The sequence below is a fragment of the Kitasatospora sp. NPDC052896 genome (assembly GCF_044547075.1).
Classification (GTDB): Bacteria; Actinomycetota; Actinomycetes; order Streptomycetales; family Streptomycetaceae; genus Kitasatospora.
This window is the reverse complement of the sequence record NZ_JBITZU010000002.1, coordinates 593,189-605,401: the sequence shown is the minus strand read 5'-3', so window position 1 is coordinate 605,401 and position 12,213 is coordinate 593,189. Positions and strand designations below refer to the sequence as shown.

The 12,213-nt window shown below is 71.6% G+C and carries 10 protein-coding genes and 1 pseudogene; 6 read left to right on the top strand and 5 right to left on the bottom strand.

Annotated elements, in window-relative coordinates; translation table 11 throughout:
- Positions 1-961, bottom strand: a pseudogene (locus ACIGXM_RS08810) (hypothetical protein); the annotation flags it as partial.
- A gap of 148 nt (positions 962-1,109) precedes the next feature.
- Positions 1,110-3,584 carry a ricin-type beta-trefoil lectin domain protein gene (locus ACIGXM_RS08805; RefSeq protein ID WP_396558319.1) on the bottom strand — a complete coding sequence of 825 codons (2,475 nt, stop codon included), beginning with the start codon at positions 3,582-3,584 and terminating at the stop codon, positions 1,110-1,112.
- A gap of 186 nt (positions 3,585-3,770) precedes the next feature.
- On the opposite strand from ACIGXM_RS08805, the gene ACIGXM_RS08800 reads away from it, so the two are divergent.
- Entirely contained in the window at positions 3,771-4,694 is a 924-nt protein-coding gene (locus tag ACIGXM_RS08800; protein WP_396558317.1) for a DUF4231 domain-containing protein, read from the top strand.
- Between the two features lie 4 nt (positions 4,695-4,698).
- On the opposite strand, the gene ACIGXM_RS08795 is transcribed toward ACIGXM_RS08800, so the two are convergent.
- Positions 4,699-5,025: a hypothetical protein gene (locus ACIGXM_RS08795; protein WP_396558315.1), complete on the bottom strand. Its 327-nt coding sequence runs from the start codon at positions 5,023-5,025 to the stop codon at positions 4,699-4,701.
- Between the two features lie 269 nt (positions 5,026-5,294).
- On the opposite strand from ACIGXM_RS08795, the gene ACIGXM_RS08790 reads away from it, so the two are divergent.
- The 3 genes from ACIGXM_RS08790 (at position 5,295) to thpR (ending at position 8,071) form a co-directional block, all read left to right on the top strand.
- A complete protein-coding gene (locus tag ACIGXM_RS08790; protein WP_396558313.1) occupies positions 5,295-5,729 on the top strand; it encodes a MarR family winged helix-turn-helix transcriptional regulator in 435 nt (144 codons plus the stop codon).
- A gap of 402 nt (positions 5,730-6,131) precedes the next feature.
- A complete protein-coding gene (locus ACIGXM_RS08785; RefSeq protein WP_396558393.1) occupies positions 6,132-7,415 on the top strand; it encodes an MFS transporter in 1,284 nt (427 codons plus the stop codon).
- 77 nt (positions 7,416-7,492) lie between these two features.
- Positions 7,493-8,071: an RNA 2',3'-cyclic phosphodiesterase gene (thpR, locus tag ACIGXM_RS08780; RefSeq protein WP_396558311.1), complete on the top strand. Its 579-nt coding sequence runs from the start codon at positions 7,493-7,495 to the stop codon at positions 8,069-8,071.
- A gap of 178 nt (positions 8,072-8,249) precedes the next feature.
- Here thpR and serC read toward each other — a convergent pair whose 3' ends face one another.
- Together serC and ACIGXM_RS08770 are read right to left on the bottom strand one after the other, a co-directional pair.
- The gene (gene serC / locus ACIGXM_RS08775) at positions 8,250-9,368 is read right to left on the bottom strand and encodes a phosphoserine transaminase (protein WP_396558309.1); all 1,119 of its coding nucleotides are present in this window, start codon (positions 9,366-9,368) and stop codon (positions 8,250-8,252) included.
- Positions 9,369-9,523: 155 nt separating this feature from the next.
- A complete protein-coding gene (locus tag ACIGXM_RS08770) occupies positions 9,524-10,624 on the bottom strand; it encodes a citrate synthase 2 (RefSeq protein ID WP_396558307.1) in 1,101 nt (366 codons plus the stop codon).
- A gap of 383 nt (positions 10,625-11,007) precedes the next feature.
- On the opposite strand from ACIGXM_RS08770, the gene pdxH reads away from it, so the two are divergent.
- Both pdxH and ACIGXM_RS08760 read left to right on the top strand, forming a co-directional pair.
- Positions 11,008-11,631, top strand: coding sequence for a pyridoxamine 5'-phosphate oxidase (gene pdxH / locus ACIGXM_RS08765; protein ID WP_396558391.1), 624 nt, complete (start codon positions 11,008-11,010; stop codon positions 11,629-11,631).
- A gap of 381 nt (positions 11,632-12,012) precedes the next feature.
- Positions 12,013-12,189 (top strand): hypothetical protein, encoded by a 177-nt coding sequence (locus tag ACIGXM_RS08760; RefSeq protein WP_396558305.1) that lies wholly within the window; start codon positions 12,013-12,015, stop codon positions 12,187-12,189.
- The last annotated feature ends 24 nt before the right edge of the window (positions 12,190-12,213 follow it).

The window sequence follows — 12,213 nt, the reverse complement described above, 5'->3', positions numbered from 1 at the left end:
TCCAGGCGACGGCGGCGCCGGACTGCACGGTGCTGCCGCTGGTGATGGCGGTGCCGAGCAGGGCCGGGTTGGCGTAGTAGGTACCGCTGTTCCAGACCGGCTTGTCGTCGGCGTTGTACAGCACGACGTTGCTGTCGTTCTGCACGGTCAGGTGCGAGCCGGGGTTGCCCCAGGACCAGGTGGACCAGAGCGCGGTGCCGTCGGCGCCGTAGATCACGAAGTTGCCGTCGCGCTGGGCGAAGGCGTACGCGCCGGGGTGGTTGTAGGTACCGCTGGACCAGAGCGGCAGGCCGCTGCGCAGCGAGTAGAGGACGAGGTTGCCGTCCGGCTGCATGCTGAGCTTGGTCTGCGCGGCCGTCACCGTGGTGCCGGACTGCAGGGTGGTGCCGGCGGTGACGACCTGGCCGGTGGTGTCGTACTTCGCGTTGTAGCTGCGGGTGGACCAGACCGGGGTGCCGGAGCCGTTGCGCAACACGAGGTTGCAGTCGTCCTGCACGGTGAGCGTCGCGTTGCCGCCCTCGGCGGACGGGCCGGCCTGCCACACCAGTCGGCCGCTGCCGTCGAACAGGGTGAGGCCGGCGGTCGACACGTTGAGGAAGCCCGCGCCGTTGGTGGCCTGGACGTTGGTGGTGAAGAGCACCTTGCCGGTCTTGAGCTCGGTCAGCACCAGGTTGCCGCTGCTCTGCAGGGTCAACTGCGCGCAGCCCGAGGACATGCTGGCGCCCGCGGCGAGCTGGGTGTTCGAACCGCCGCCGAGCACCGAGCTGGTCGAGGGGCGGGCGGCGGCGGGCGCGGCCTGGGCGGTGGTGGCCGTACCGGAGTTGGTGGGCGCGGGGCCACGTCCGTCGGCGTACGCGGGCCCGGCGAGGCCGGCCGCGATGGTGGTCAGTGCGGCGATGGCCGCCAGCCGTCCGGTGGTGGTGGACAGACGGTGTCTCGGGGCGCTTGAACGCTCCCGCATGGGTTCCTCCCCCTGGGGCCTGAACAGGCCTGATCAGTGATGAGCTGCGATAGGTATACCAAGGACCGAGGACGGATCCGCAGGGAGGGCCCGCGCAACAGCCGTGGCCCGGCACTGTGGAAGTGCCGGGCCACGGGGTGTTGCGGGGTCAGACGCCGTAGGTGTTGGTGGACCAGATGGCCTTGCCGTCGGCGGTGTAGATGACGAGGTTTCCGTCGTTCTGCATGACCGCCTGGGCGCCGGGGTTGCCGTAGGTGCCGCTGTACCAGAGTGCGCTGCCGGTGGCGCTGTGGAGGACGAGGTTTCCGTCGGTCTGCATGGTCAGGTAGGCGCCGGGGTGACCGTAGGTCCCGGTGTTCCAGACCGCGCGGTTGTTGGTGGTGTAGAGCACCAGGTTGCCGTCGGCCTGCATGCTCAGCGTGCCGTGGCTCCAGGCGACGGCGGCGCCGGACTGCACGGTGCTGCCGCTGGTGATGGCGGTGCCGAGCAGGGCCGGGTTGGCGTAGTAGGTACCGCTGTTCCAGGCCGGCTTGTCGTCGGCGTTGTACAGCACGACGTTGCTGTCGTTCTGCACGACGAGGTGCGAGCCGGGGTTGTTGTAGGTGCCGGTGGACCACAGCGGAGCGCCGTTGGCGGCGTAGACGACCAGATTGCCGTCGCTCTGCATGTCGGCGTAGGCGCCGGGGTGGTTGTAGGTGCGGCTGGACCACAGGGGTAGTCCGCTGCGCAGGGAGTAGAGGACGAGGTTGCCGTCGGCCTGCATGTCCAGCCGGGTCTGCGGCAGGGTGATGGTGCTCCCGCCGGCCAGTGTGCTGCCCGCGGTGACGACGTGCCCGGTGTGGTCGAAGGCGGGGTCGTAGGTGCCGGTGGACCAGACCGGTGTGCCGGAGGCGTTGCGCAGGACGACGTTGCAGTCGTCCTGGACGGTGAGGGAGGCACCCGGCCCGGCTGAGACGGGTGTGGTCCACGGACCGACCTCGAGGGCACCCGCCTTGGTCAGCAGGGCGTCGCCGTTGACGTAGTCGGTACCGCTGGACCACAGGCTGTGGTTGTCCTTGAAGGACTGGAGCACCAGGTTGCCGTCGGGCTCCATGGCGAGCCGGGCGCAGCTGGAGTAGAGAGCGCCGGCGGCGGGGATTCCGGCCCATGACGAGGTGCCGGTGGTGATGCTGCTGAAGTAGGCGCCGTCGTTCAACTGGGTGGATCCCAGCGTGAAACCGTCGCGGGAGAACTCGGCCACGCCGTCGACGGCGGCGCGGCCGGGGTAGACGACGACGTTCCAACCGACCATCACCAGGTCGGTGATCCCGTCACCGTCGAGGTCACCGGCCGTGGTGAGGGTCTGGCCGGCGCCACGGTACTGCCTGAAGGTCGTGGTGGACAGGGCCAGCGGGGCCGGCAGCGGACCGACTCCCGTCCGGGCGGGCGTGCCCCAGCTCTGGGCGGGCGTGCCGGCACAGCTCGCCAGGACGACCGGGCTGCCGTCCGTACCGTCCCCGCCGACGGTCACGCAGCGGCCCGACACCGTGTCCACCAGTGAGCTGTTGGGGCCGACCTGCCAGTGGTGCTCGGAACCGCGGCCGTCGCAGGGCAGCACGGCGACCGCACCGCCGTTGACGCCGGCGCCCTTCCCGGGGTCGAGACACCAGCCCTCGCTGTGCACGGTGCCGTCCCTGCCGAGCAGCCAGTCGAGGCTGTCGGCGTGGTCGAGCCCGGGCACCGGGGTGCACTCGTCGGCTGTGGACGTCCCGTCGTTGTCAGTGTCCAGGCAGAGGTGGTCACCGTTGCTCTGAGTGGCGGCCGACTGGATCCACGTACTGGCGGGGGCGACGAGCGGGCCGTTCGGGATGCCGTCGGCTCCCAGCGTCAGTGGCAGGCTGAGCAGGGCGCCGGTGGGGTTGTCCCTGACCCAGAGGGTGGGCGTCCCGCCGATCTCGCCCGGGGCGACCACGGTGGTGTCCGACCAGCCGCTGGTGCCGAGCAGTACGGGGCTGCCGAGGAGCGAGCCGGCCTTGCCCGGGTAGTACCAGAGCTTGCCGCCCTCGACGGTGATGAGGTCGGGCAGGCCGGCGCTGTTCGCCGTTCCGTCGACGGCGACGATCTGGGTGGTGGACGCCCAGGTGGGGTCGTAGCTGGTGCAGTCGGTGCCCGCGGCGCAGGCGGGCTTGGTGATCACCGTGGCGTGCTCGGGATGGGTGAAGTGGCCGGGGGTGCCACCGTAGTTGGCGTCGTTGGGGTATGCGTAGAGCTTGTGCGACCCCGTGCTGAGTGCGTACAGGTCGTCGGTGTGGGAACCGGTCAGGCTGCCGTGGTGGGTGACCAGGTAGGCGTTCCACTTGCCGCCCTCGGGGCTCTGGGACGCCGAGGAGGCGTTGAACGGCGCGCCGCCGGCCGGGAAGACGTTGAGGTCGCCCGGATAGTCGACGGCCGCGGTGATGTCGGGACTACCGTCCCCGGTGAGGTCGCCCGGGACCGCGGCCCCCGGGGCGGCGGCCGCGTGAGGGGCGGCGGCCTGGGCGGGGGCCGCGAGGCCGGCCGCCAGGGTGGTCAGTGCGGCGACGGCCGCGAGCCGTCCGGCCAGGCCGGGCAGCCGACGTCTCGGGGCGACTGAGCGCTCCCGCATGGATTCCCCCTCGGGGCCGTTGTCGGGCCCGGTTGATGGTTCGAGGGCGACAGATATACCAAGGCCGGGGGAGACGCTGATCAAGCGGGTGGCTCGGTCGGGCCGGTGGATGACCGAAAAGCGTGCTGTGTATTGGAGTTGGGAGATGGGCATACTGGCCGGTGAGTCGTGAGGGGGCACTGGCTGATGGCGCGATGGGACCCAACCGTGATCGGCGAGGCGGACTTCCTGCCCGAGTCGTTCCAGACGGCAGACCAGGCGTCGATTTCCGGTCAACGGCAGGCGTTGCGCTGGCACCGCGGGCTGATCCTGATGCTGGTGGCCGCCGCCGTGGTCAGCGCGGTGACCGGGGCGCCGGAGCACGGGCGGACCAACCTCGCGCCGCTGGTGTCGGTGGCGGCGTTCCTGGTGGCCGGATACTTCTGGACCCGGTTGCGGCAGAGCAACCCGCAGGCGCGCTGGCACGAGGCCCGGGCGGCGGCCGAGTCGGTGAAGACGCTGGCCTGGAAGTACACCGTGCGGGCCCGGCCGTTCGACGGTCCGGCGGACTCGCTGGAGGTGGACGAGGACTACCGGGAGCAAGTGGCCGACGTGCTGCGGGCGTTCGAGGACTCCGGGGTGATCTCCCCCGGTGCCATGCCCGAAATCACCGAGGGCATGCGGGAGTTGCGCGCATCGAACCTGATGGCCCGGCGCATGCTCTACCTGCGGCTGCGGGTCGAGGGGCAGCGCACCTGGTACCGGGCCAAGGCCGATGCCTGCGAGTCGCAGTCGGTCTCCTGGGGCCTCGGAATCGCCGCCCTGATGATCCTCGGTGCGGCGGCAGCGGTGGCGCAGGCCGCCGGCGCGCTCTCGCTGGACCTGTTCGGTGCCTGCTCGGCGGGGGCCACCGCGGTGATCGCCTGGACCCAGCTGAAGCAGCTGCGCCCGCTGGTTTCGGCGTACCAGCTGGCGGCGAAGGAACTCGACCTGGTGTGGGGCAAGTTGTCGACCCTGGACCTCGCCGGGCCGGACGCGGAGGCCGCCTGGTCGCGGCTGGCCGGCGACGTCGAGGACGCGGTGGCCCGGGAGCACACCAGCTGGCGGGCTCGCCGGGCCTTCCCGCGCTGAGGTCTCAGGAGAAGATCACCGAGCGGAGCTTGAGGCGGTCACCCAGCTGCTTGCCGGGGTTCATCACGTAGTAGGTGTCGCCGTCGCAGTTGAAGTCGAGGAAGACCGTGGCGGTGGCGTCGGTGAAGTTCCTCGGGGCGAAGGCCGGGTCGTTCGGCGTGGCCCCGAACAGGTTGACGCACCGGCCGCTCTCCGGGTCGTGCAGCGTCGCGGGCAGGCCGGGGCCGAACTTGTACTCGAAGCTGCCGGTGGCCGCGTAGGCGGAGTTGGGTACGGCGACGACGAGTGCGAGCGCACCGAGTGCGGCGGCGACGGTCTGGCGGAAACGCATGGGAGACCCCTCTTCTGGTCGCTCAGGGTTGCTGGGTGAAACCCTAGGGTGACCGACCTGAGGTGAAACGATTCTTCTGACGCGCGTCGCGTGTCGCCGAAATGGCGCAGCCCGGGCCCGGCTGCGTCGCCGCGCTCCAAGGAAAGCAAGGTCGAACCCCGCTCCGGTGCGGCCAAACCAAGGCGTGCGAGGTGAACCGCATCCGACGCTGGGGTGGAAGAAGTGTTAATCAGTTTTTGTTAGAGAGAGTAATGAGCTAAGCTAAGCACATGCCCGAGATGTCCGAGGGCGACCTCGCTGCCGTCAGCCAGCTGCGGTCGTCCGTGATGCGCCTTGCCCGCCGCCTGCGGCACCAGCACGTCGAGAAGTCGCTCAGCCCGACCGAGATGGGCGTGCTAGGCACGCTCGCCCGGTGCGGCAGCGCCACCCCGGGGGAGTTGGCGCGGCGGGAGCACGTCCAGCCGCCGTCGATGACCCGGATCATCGCGATGTTGGAGGAGAAGGCCCTGGTGCGGCGCGAGCCGCACCCGGACGACCGCCGCCAGGTGGTGGTCAGCATGACGGAGCAGGCCGAGGAGATCCTCGTCGAGAGCCGCCGGCAGCGCAACGCCTGGCTCGCCGAACTGGCCTCCGGACTGACCGAGGAGGAGTGGGAGACCGTTCGCGCGGCGGCTCCCGCGCTGTACAAGCTCGCGCACCTGTAAGCGGTCAAGCAAGAAGCAGCCGAAGCAGGCCCCGGCCGGGACGGACCCGGCCACCGGGGGACGGCCCCGGCGGGAAGTACCCGCCGGGTCGGAACGAGAGGACACGGCATCACCGCAGCCCAGTCCAGGAAAACCAGCAGCGCGGCCACAGCCGCGCACCGAGGGGAGAAGAACGTGACCACGCCGGCCGCCGCCAGCGCCGCAACCCGTCCCGACGACACCACCGCCCAGACCTCGACCACCACCCCCGTACCGCCGGCCGCTGCCGCCGCGGTGCCCGCGCCGGTGAACCTGCCCGGCGACGACGACCCCTGCGAACGGACCGCGGCGGACTTCCCCGTCGCATCCGGCCCCAGCGGGGCGACCGGCCCCACCAGGGCCCGCTTCACCCGACCCGGAGGCATGTTCTCCTCCCTGCGGGTGCGCAACTACCGGTACTTCTTCGCCGGCCAGATCGTCAGCAACACCGGTAGCTGGATGCAGCGCATCGCGCAGGACTGGCTGGTGCTGAGCCTCACCCACAGCCCGCTCGCGGTCGGCATCACCACCGCCATGCAGTTCCTGCCCACGCTGCTGCTCGGCCTGTTCGGCGGCGTGCTCGCGGACCGGATGCCCAAGCGCCGGCTGCTGGTCGTCACCCAGGGCACGATGGGCCTGCTGGCCGCCGGCCTGGCCGCGATGACCATGAGCGGTGTGGTGACCGCGTACTACGTCTACGCCTTCGCGCTGCTGCTCGGCATGGTCACCGTGGTGGACACCCCGACCCGGCAGGCCTTCGTCTCCGAGATGGTCGGCCCCGAGCACCTCAGCAACGCGGTCAGCCTGAACGCGGCCAACTTCCAGACCGCCCGCCTGGTCGGCCCGGCGGTGGCCGGTCTGCTGATCGCGGCGGTCGGCAGCGGCTGGGCGTTCGCGCTCAACGCGCTCTCCTTCGCGGCCGTGATCGGCGGCCTGCTGGCGATGCGGACCAGCGAACTGCGGCCGGTGGAACGGATTCCGCGCGAGCGGGGCCAGCTCCGCGAGGGGCTGCGCTACGTGCGCGAGCGTCCCGAGCTGATGTGGCCGCTGGTGCTGGCCGGGTTCATCGGGACCTTCGGTTTCAACTTCCCGACCCTGCTGTCGGGCTTCGCGTACGGCACGTTCCACGTCGGTCCGGGCCAGTACGGCCTGCTGAACACCGCGATGGCGCTCGGCTCGCTGGCCGGCGCGCTCTACGCGGCGCGGCGCGGTGCCCCGCGGCTGCGCTGGCTGGTCGGTGCCGCGGTGGGCTTCGGCGTGCTGGAGGTGGCCGCCTCGGGCGCGCCCGACTACTGGACCTTCGCGGTGCTGCTGACCCTGGTCGGGGTCTGCGGGCTGACCTTCAACACCTCGGTCAACTCGTTCATCCAGCTCGCCACCGAGCCGGAGATGCGCGGTCGGGTGATGGGCCTGCTGGTGCTGGTCTTCACCGGCGGGACGCCGATCGGCGCGCCGCTGGTCGGCTGGGTGACCAGTGCCTACGGCGCCCGGGTGGGCCTGCTGGCCTGCGGCGCGGTCTCCGCGGTGGCGGCGGTCTCGGTCGGCCTGGTGCTGGCGCGCTGCGCCGACCTGCGGCTGCGGGTGGACCTGCACCGGGGCAGTCGGGTGGTGGCCTTCGTGCCGCGCCAGGCGGCGAAGCCGGCGTCCGAGCTGGCGACCGCCTGCTGAGGCCGCACTCCTTTCCCGCCCTCTCCGCTTCCGGCCCGCTCGGAGCGGAAGCGGAGAGGGCGGGGCAGGATGGAGCCATGAGGCTCTTCGTGGCCGTGATGCCGCCCGAACGGGCGCTCGCGGAGCTCGCTGCCGAGGTCGCGCCGCTGCGCGCGCTGCCGGGCGCCGCCGAGCTGCGCTGGGCGCCGGTCGACGGCTGGCACCTGACGCTGGCCTTCCTCGGCGAGGTGGCCGAGGAGCGGGTGCCCGCGCTGGAGGACGGGCTGGCCCAGGCGGCCGCCGGCTACCGGGCGCATCGACTGCGGCTGGCCGGCGGCGGGCGGTTCGGTGACCGGACGCTCTGGGTCGGACTGGACGGGGAGACCTGGGCGTTGCACGCGCTGGCCCGCGCGGTGACCCAGGTGGCCGGTGAACTCGGCTGCGGGGAGGGCGAGTTCTCGTTCCACCCGCACCTCACGGTGGCCCGCTCCGGGCGCCACCGGCGGCGTGGCGCGCTGCGCGAGGAGGCGGCGGCGCTGGCGGACTTCCGCGGCGCGGAGTGGGAGGTGGCGGAGTTCCACCTGGTCCGCAGCGACTTCACGGGCGGGCGGTCGCGCTACACGGTGCTGCGCAGTTGGCCGCTGGCCGGGGCCGAACCGGCCGCCCGCACGGGCTGAGGGCGGCCCGGGTACGCTCGGGGACTGTGGACCCCAAGACTCGTATGCGTATCGTCACCGGCGCTCTGCTGCTGCTGCTGGCAGCCGTGGTGATCGGCTCCCTGCTGAAGTGACCTGCTGAAGTGAGCTGCTGGCATGGCCGGTGGAGGGGGCGCTGACCCCCTCCACCGGTACCGGGTCAGAGCCGCTCGACCACGTGGTCGATGCAGGCCGTGAGGGCCTGGACGTCGGCCGGGTCGACCGCCGGGAACATCGCGATCCGCAGTTGGTTGCGGCCGAGCTTGCGGTACGGCTCGGTGTCCACGATCCCGTTCGCGCGCAGCGCCTTGGCGATCGCGGCGGCGTCGACGCCGTCCTCGAAGTCGATCGTGCCGACCACCTGGGAACGCATCGAGGGCTCGGCGACGAACGGACGGGCCACCGGGGACTTCTCGGCCCAGCCGTAGAGGTGCCCGGCGGATTCAGCCGTACGGGCGACGGCCCAGTCGAGGCCGCCGTTGCCGTTCAGCCAGTCCAGCTGGTCGGCCAGCAGGAACAGGGTGGAGATCGACGGGGTGTTGTAGGTCTGGTCCTTCGAGGAGTTGTCGATCGCGGTCGGCAGGTCGAAGAACGGCGGGATGTAGCGGTCGGAGCCGGCGATCGCGGCGGCCCGCTCCAGCGCGGCCGGCGAGAACACGGCCAGCCAGAGACCGCCCTCGGAGGCGAAGGACTTCTGCGGCGCGAAGTAGTAGACGTCGGTCTCGGTGATGTCCACCGGCAGGCCGCCGGCGCCCGAGGTGGCGTCCACCAGGACCAGCGCGTCCTGGTCGGCGCCGGCCGGGCGGCGGATCGGCATCGCGACGCCGGTCGAGGTCTCGTTGTGGGTCAGCGCGTAGACGTCCACCCCGGCCTCGGCGACCGGCAGCGGGTGGGTGCCGGGTTCGCTCTTGACCACGGTCGGCTCGGCCAGCCAGGGGGCGGCCTTGACCGAGGAGGCGAACTTCGAGGAGAACTCACCGAAGGTCAGGTGCTGCGACTTCTCGCGCACCAGGCCGAAGGCGGCGATGTCCCAGAAGGCGGTGGAGCCGCCGTTGCCGAGCACCACCTGGTAGCCGTCGGGGAGTGAGAAGAGGCTCGCCACTCCGGCACGCACGCGCTTCACCAGGTCCTTGACCGGAGCCTGGCGGTGCGAGGTGCCGAGCAGCGAGGTACCGGTGGCGGCGAGGGCCTGGAGGGCCTCGGGGCGCACCTTGGACGGGCCGCAGCCGAAACGGCCGTCGGCGGGCTTGAGGTCAGCGGGGATCTGGATCTGGGCCACCCGGGCAGCCTACTGGTCCACATCGTGGATGTCCGCCGATTGTCCGGCCGTTGAGACATCTCCGTTGAGACGTCCCCGGCCGTGCGGGCCGGAAGGCGCCGCCGCCCGGCCCGGTGCGTTCACCTGGAACGCACCGGGCCGGGCGGCGCCGCGGATCAGCCGGCGATGGCCTCGAAGCCCTCGACCTCGCGCGGGCTGCGCGGGCCCGGACCCACGTAGCGCGCGGAGGGACGCACGAGCCGGCCCGTGCGCTTCTGCTCCAGGATGTGCGCCGACCAGCCGGCGGTGCGGGCACAGGTGAACATCGAGGTGAACATGTGCGCCGGGACCTCGGCGAAGTCCAGCATGATGGCGGCCCAGAACTCGACGTTCGTCGCCAGCACCCGGTCCGGGCGGCGGTTGTGCAGCTCCTCCAGGGCGGCCTTCTCCAGCGCCTCGGCGATCTCGAAGCGCGGAGCGCCCAGCTCCTTGGCGGTCCGGCGCAGCACCCGGGCGCGCGGGTCCTCGGCGCGGTAGACCCGGTGGCCGAAGCCCATCAGCCGCTCGCCCTTGTCCAGTGCCTTCTTGACGTAGCCGGCCGCGTCGCCGGTGCGCTCGATCTCCTCGATCATGCCGAGCACCCGGGACGGCGCACCGCCGTGCAGCGGGCCGGACATCGCGCCGACCGCGCCGGAGAGCGCGGCGGCCACGTCGGCGCCGGTGGAGGCGATCACCCGGGCGGTGAAGGTGGAGGCGTTCATGCCGTGCTCGGCGGCGGAGGTCCAGTAGGCGTCGACGGCCTTGACGTGCTTCGGGTCCGGCTCGCCGCGCCAGCGGATCATGAACCGCTCGACCACCGTCTCGGCCTTGTCGATCTCGCGCTGCGGGACCATCGGCAGGCCCTGGCCGCGGGCCGACTGGGCCACGTAGGAGAGCGCCATCACGGCGGCCCGGGCGAGGTCGTCCCGGGCCTGCTCGGCGGAGATGTCCAGCAGCGGCTTGAGGCCCCAGACCGGTGCCAGCATGGCGAGCGCGGACTGCACGTCCACCCGGATGTCGCCGGAGTGCACCGGGATCGGGAACGGCTCGGCGGCGGGCAGGCCGGGGTTGAAGCGGCCGTCCACCAGCAGGCCCCAGACGTGCCCGAAGGAGACGTGGCCGACCAGGTCGTCGATGTCGACGCCGCGGTAGCGGAGCGCACCGCCCTCGCGGTCCGGCTCGGCGATCTCGCTCTCGAAGGCGACGACTCCCTCAAGCCCGGGTACGAAATCGGACATCACGCGGCTCCTCAGTGACGTGACCGGCCGGCCGCCGTGGGTGGTGCGGCCTGTGACCGTTAGTGGGTGTTTGGCACTCGGTGCCAGAGTGACAGGCACTGGGTGCATTGCGCCATACACCACTGCGGTGATGTTTCCCCTATGGGGCGGCTTCCTCCGCGCCGGGCCGGCGATGGGCCGGGGATCTTCCGGTCATACCCGGCGATTCCGGACAGATCTTCGAGGCAGGGGCGGCGAAGCGGTGGCGAGACACCATATCTCTCGATGTCGAGATTCCATAGGCGAAGCTCGGCCCGTCGCTTGTCGTACGGGATGATGTTGACGTGCAGACCCCGGAACGCGCCCAGCCCGCGCCCCTGAGTACCGTGCCCGATCCGGCCGCGATGCGCCGCCAGTACGCCCTGGCCGGCCTGGCCGAGCAGGATCTGGCCGCCGATCCGGTCGCCCAGTTCGTCCGCTGGTTCGCCGAGGCCGAGCAGGCCGGGGTCGTCGAGCCCAACGCCATGGTGCTCTCCACCGCGGACGCCGAGGGACGGCCGAGCTCGCGGACCGTCCTGCTCAAGGGCTTCGACCGGCGCGGCTTCGTCTTCTACACCAACTACGGCTCCCGCAAGGGCGTCGAGCTGGCGGTCAACCCGTACGCGTCGCTGCTCTTCCCGTGGCACCCGATGGACCGTCAGGTGATCGTCGTCGGCCGGGTCGAGAAGACCGGCCGGGACGAGACCGCGGCGTACTTCCGGACCCGGCCGCACGGCTCGCAGCTGGGCGCCTGGGCGAGCGAGCAGTCCAGTCCGGTGGACTCCCGCGCGGTGCTGGAGCGGCGGTACGCCGAGTTGGCCACCCGCTACCCGGAGGGCGAGGGGGTGCCGGTGCCGCCGTTCTGGGGTGGCTACCGGGTGGTGCCGGAGACCGTGGAGTTCTGGCAGGGGCGACTCAACCGGCTGCACGACCGGCTCCGCTACGCCGCTGCCCCGGACGGCTGGCGGGTCGAGCGGCTCTGTCCCTGAGGCCGGCGACCGACGTACCGCGCGCCCCCGGTTCCGCCGTTTCGCGCGCCGGGGGCGCGACCGTTGTCAGGGCGTCCAGCCGGCGCGGACGGCGGCGTAGCCGGGCATGATCACGGGTACGCCGAATGACGTAGCCCGATTTCACCCTGGGGGGTGGTTCTGGCTGCTGACCGGCTCACTTCGATCGGCCCGTCGGGGATCGTCCGCGCAGCTCGCGGCAGCACACGGCGCCAAACCGGGGCGAAGTGTGCCGACTTCAGGGAGTGATAATCGCCTGCTGGGCGGATACCTTGGACGCTCGGGTGTCTGGATCCGCCCGATGCTCTTCTCTACCCACACCCGATGCACTTGAAGCGCATCATTTCTGAGGGGATCTCAGATATGCCTACCATGCTGGACGTCAAGCCAGTGGACGAGATCGAGCAGCAGGTCGTCCGGGTCCCACTGGAGACCCTCTCGGCCCAGGGCGCGGATCGGCTCACGGCGGCCTACCGACGGGCGCTGCCCGCCGACGACTCGGGCCTGGTCCCGGTCGCGGCCTTCAACTCCTCGATCTGACCGCACCCCTCGGGCGGCCACCTC

What these genes read in the sequence shown, in the direction of transcription:
- ACIGXM_RS08795 (WP_396558315.1), bottom strand. Translation starts at nt 5,025, where the DNA reads ATGCGTTTCCGCCAGACCGTCGCCGCCGCACTCGGTGCGCTCGCACTC.
- ACIGXM_RS08760 (WP_396558305.1), top strand. Translation starts at nt 12,013, where the DNA reads ATGCCTACCATGCTGGACGTCAAGCCAGTGGACGAGATCGAGCAGCAG.
- ACIGXM_RS08805 (WP_396558319.1), bottom strand. Translation starts at nt 3,584, where the DNA reads ATGCGGGAGCGCTCAGTCGCCCCGAGACGTCGGCTGCCCGGCCTGGCC.
- ACIGXM_RS08800 (WP_396558317.1), top strand. Translation starts at nt 3,771, where the DNA reads ATGGCGCGATGGGACCCAACCGTGATCGGCGAGGCGGACTTCCTGCCC.
- ACIGXM_RS08785 (WP_396558393.1), top strand. Translation starts at nt 6,132, where the DNA reads ATGTTCTCCTCCCTGCGGGTGCGCAACTACCGGTACTTCTTCGCCGGC.
- pdxH (WP_396558391.1), top strand. Translation starts at nt 11,008, where the DNA reads ATGCGCCGCCAGTACGCCCTGGCCGGCCTGGCCGAGCAGGATCTGGCC.
- thpR (WP_396558311.1), top strand. Translation starts at nt 7,493, where the DNA reads ATGAGGCTCTTCGTGGCCGTGATGCCGCCCGAACGGGCGCTCGCGGAG.
- ACIGXM_RS08790 (WP_396558313.1), top strand. Translation starts at nt 5,295, where the DNA reads ATGCCCGAGATGTCCGAGGGCGACCTCGCTGCCGTCAGCCAGCTGCGG.
- ACIGXM_RS08770 (WP_396558307.1), bottom strand. Translation starts at nt 10,624, where the DNA reads ATGTCCGATTTCGTACCCGGGCTTGAGGGAGTCGTCGCCTTCGAGAGC.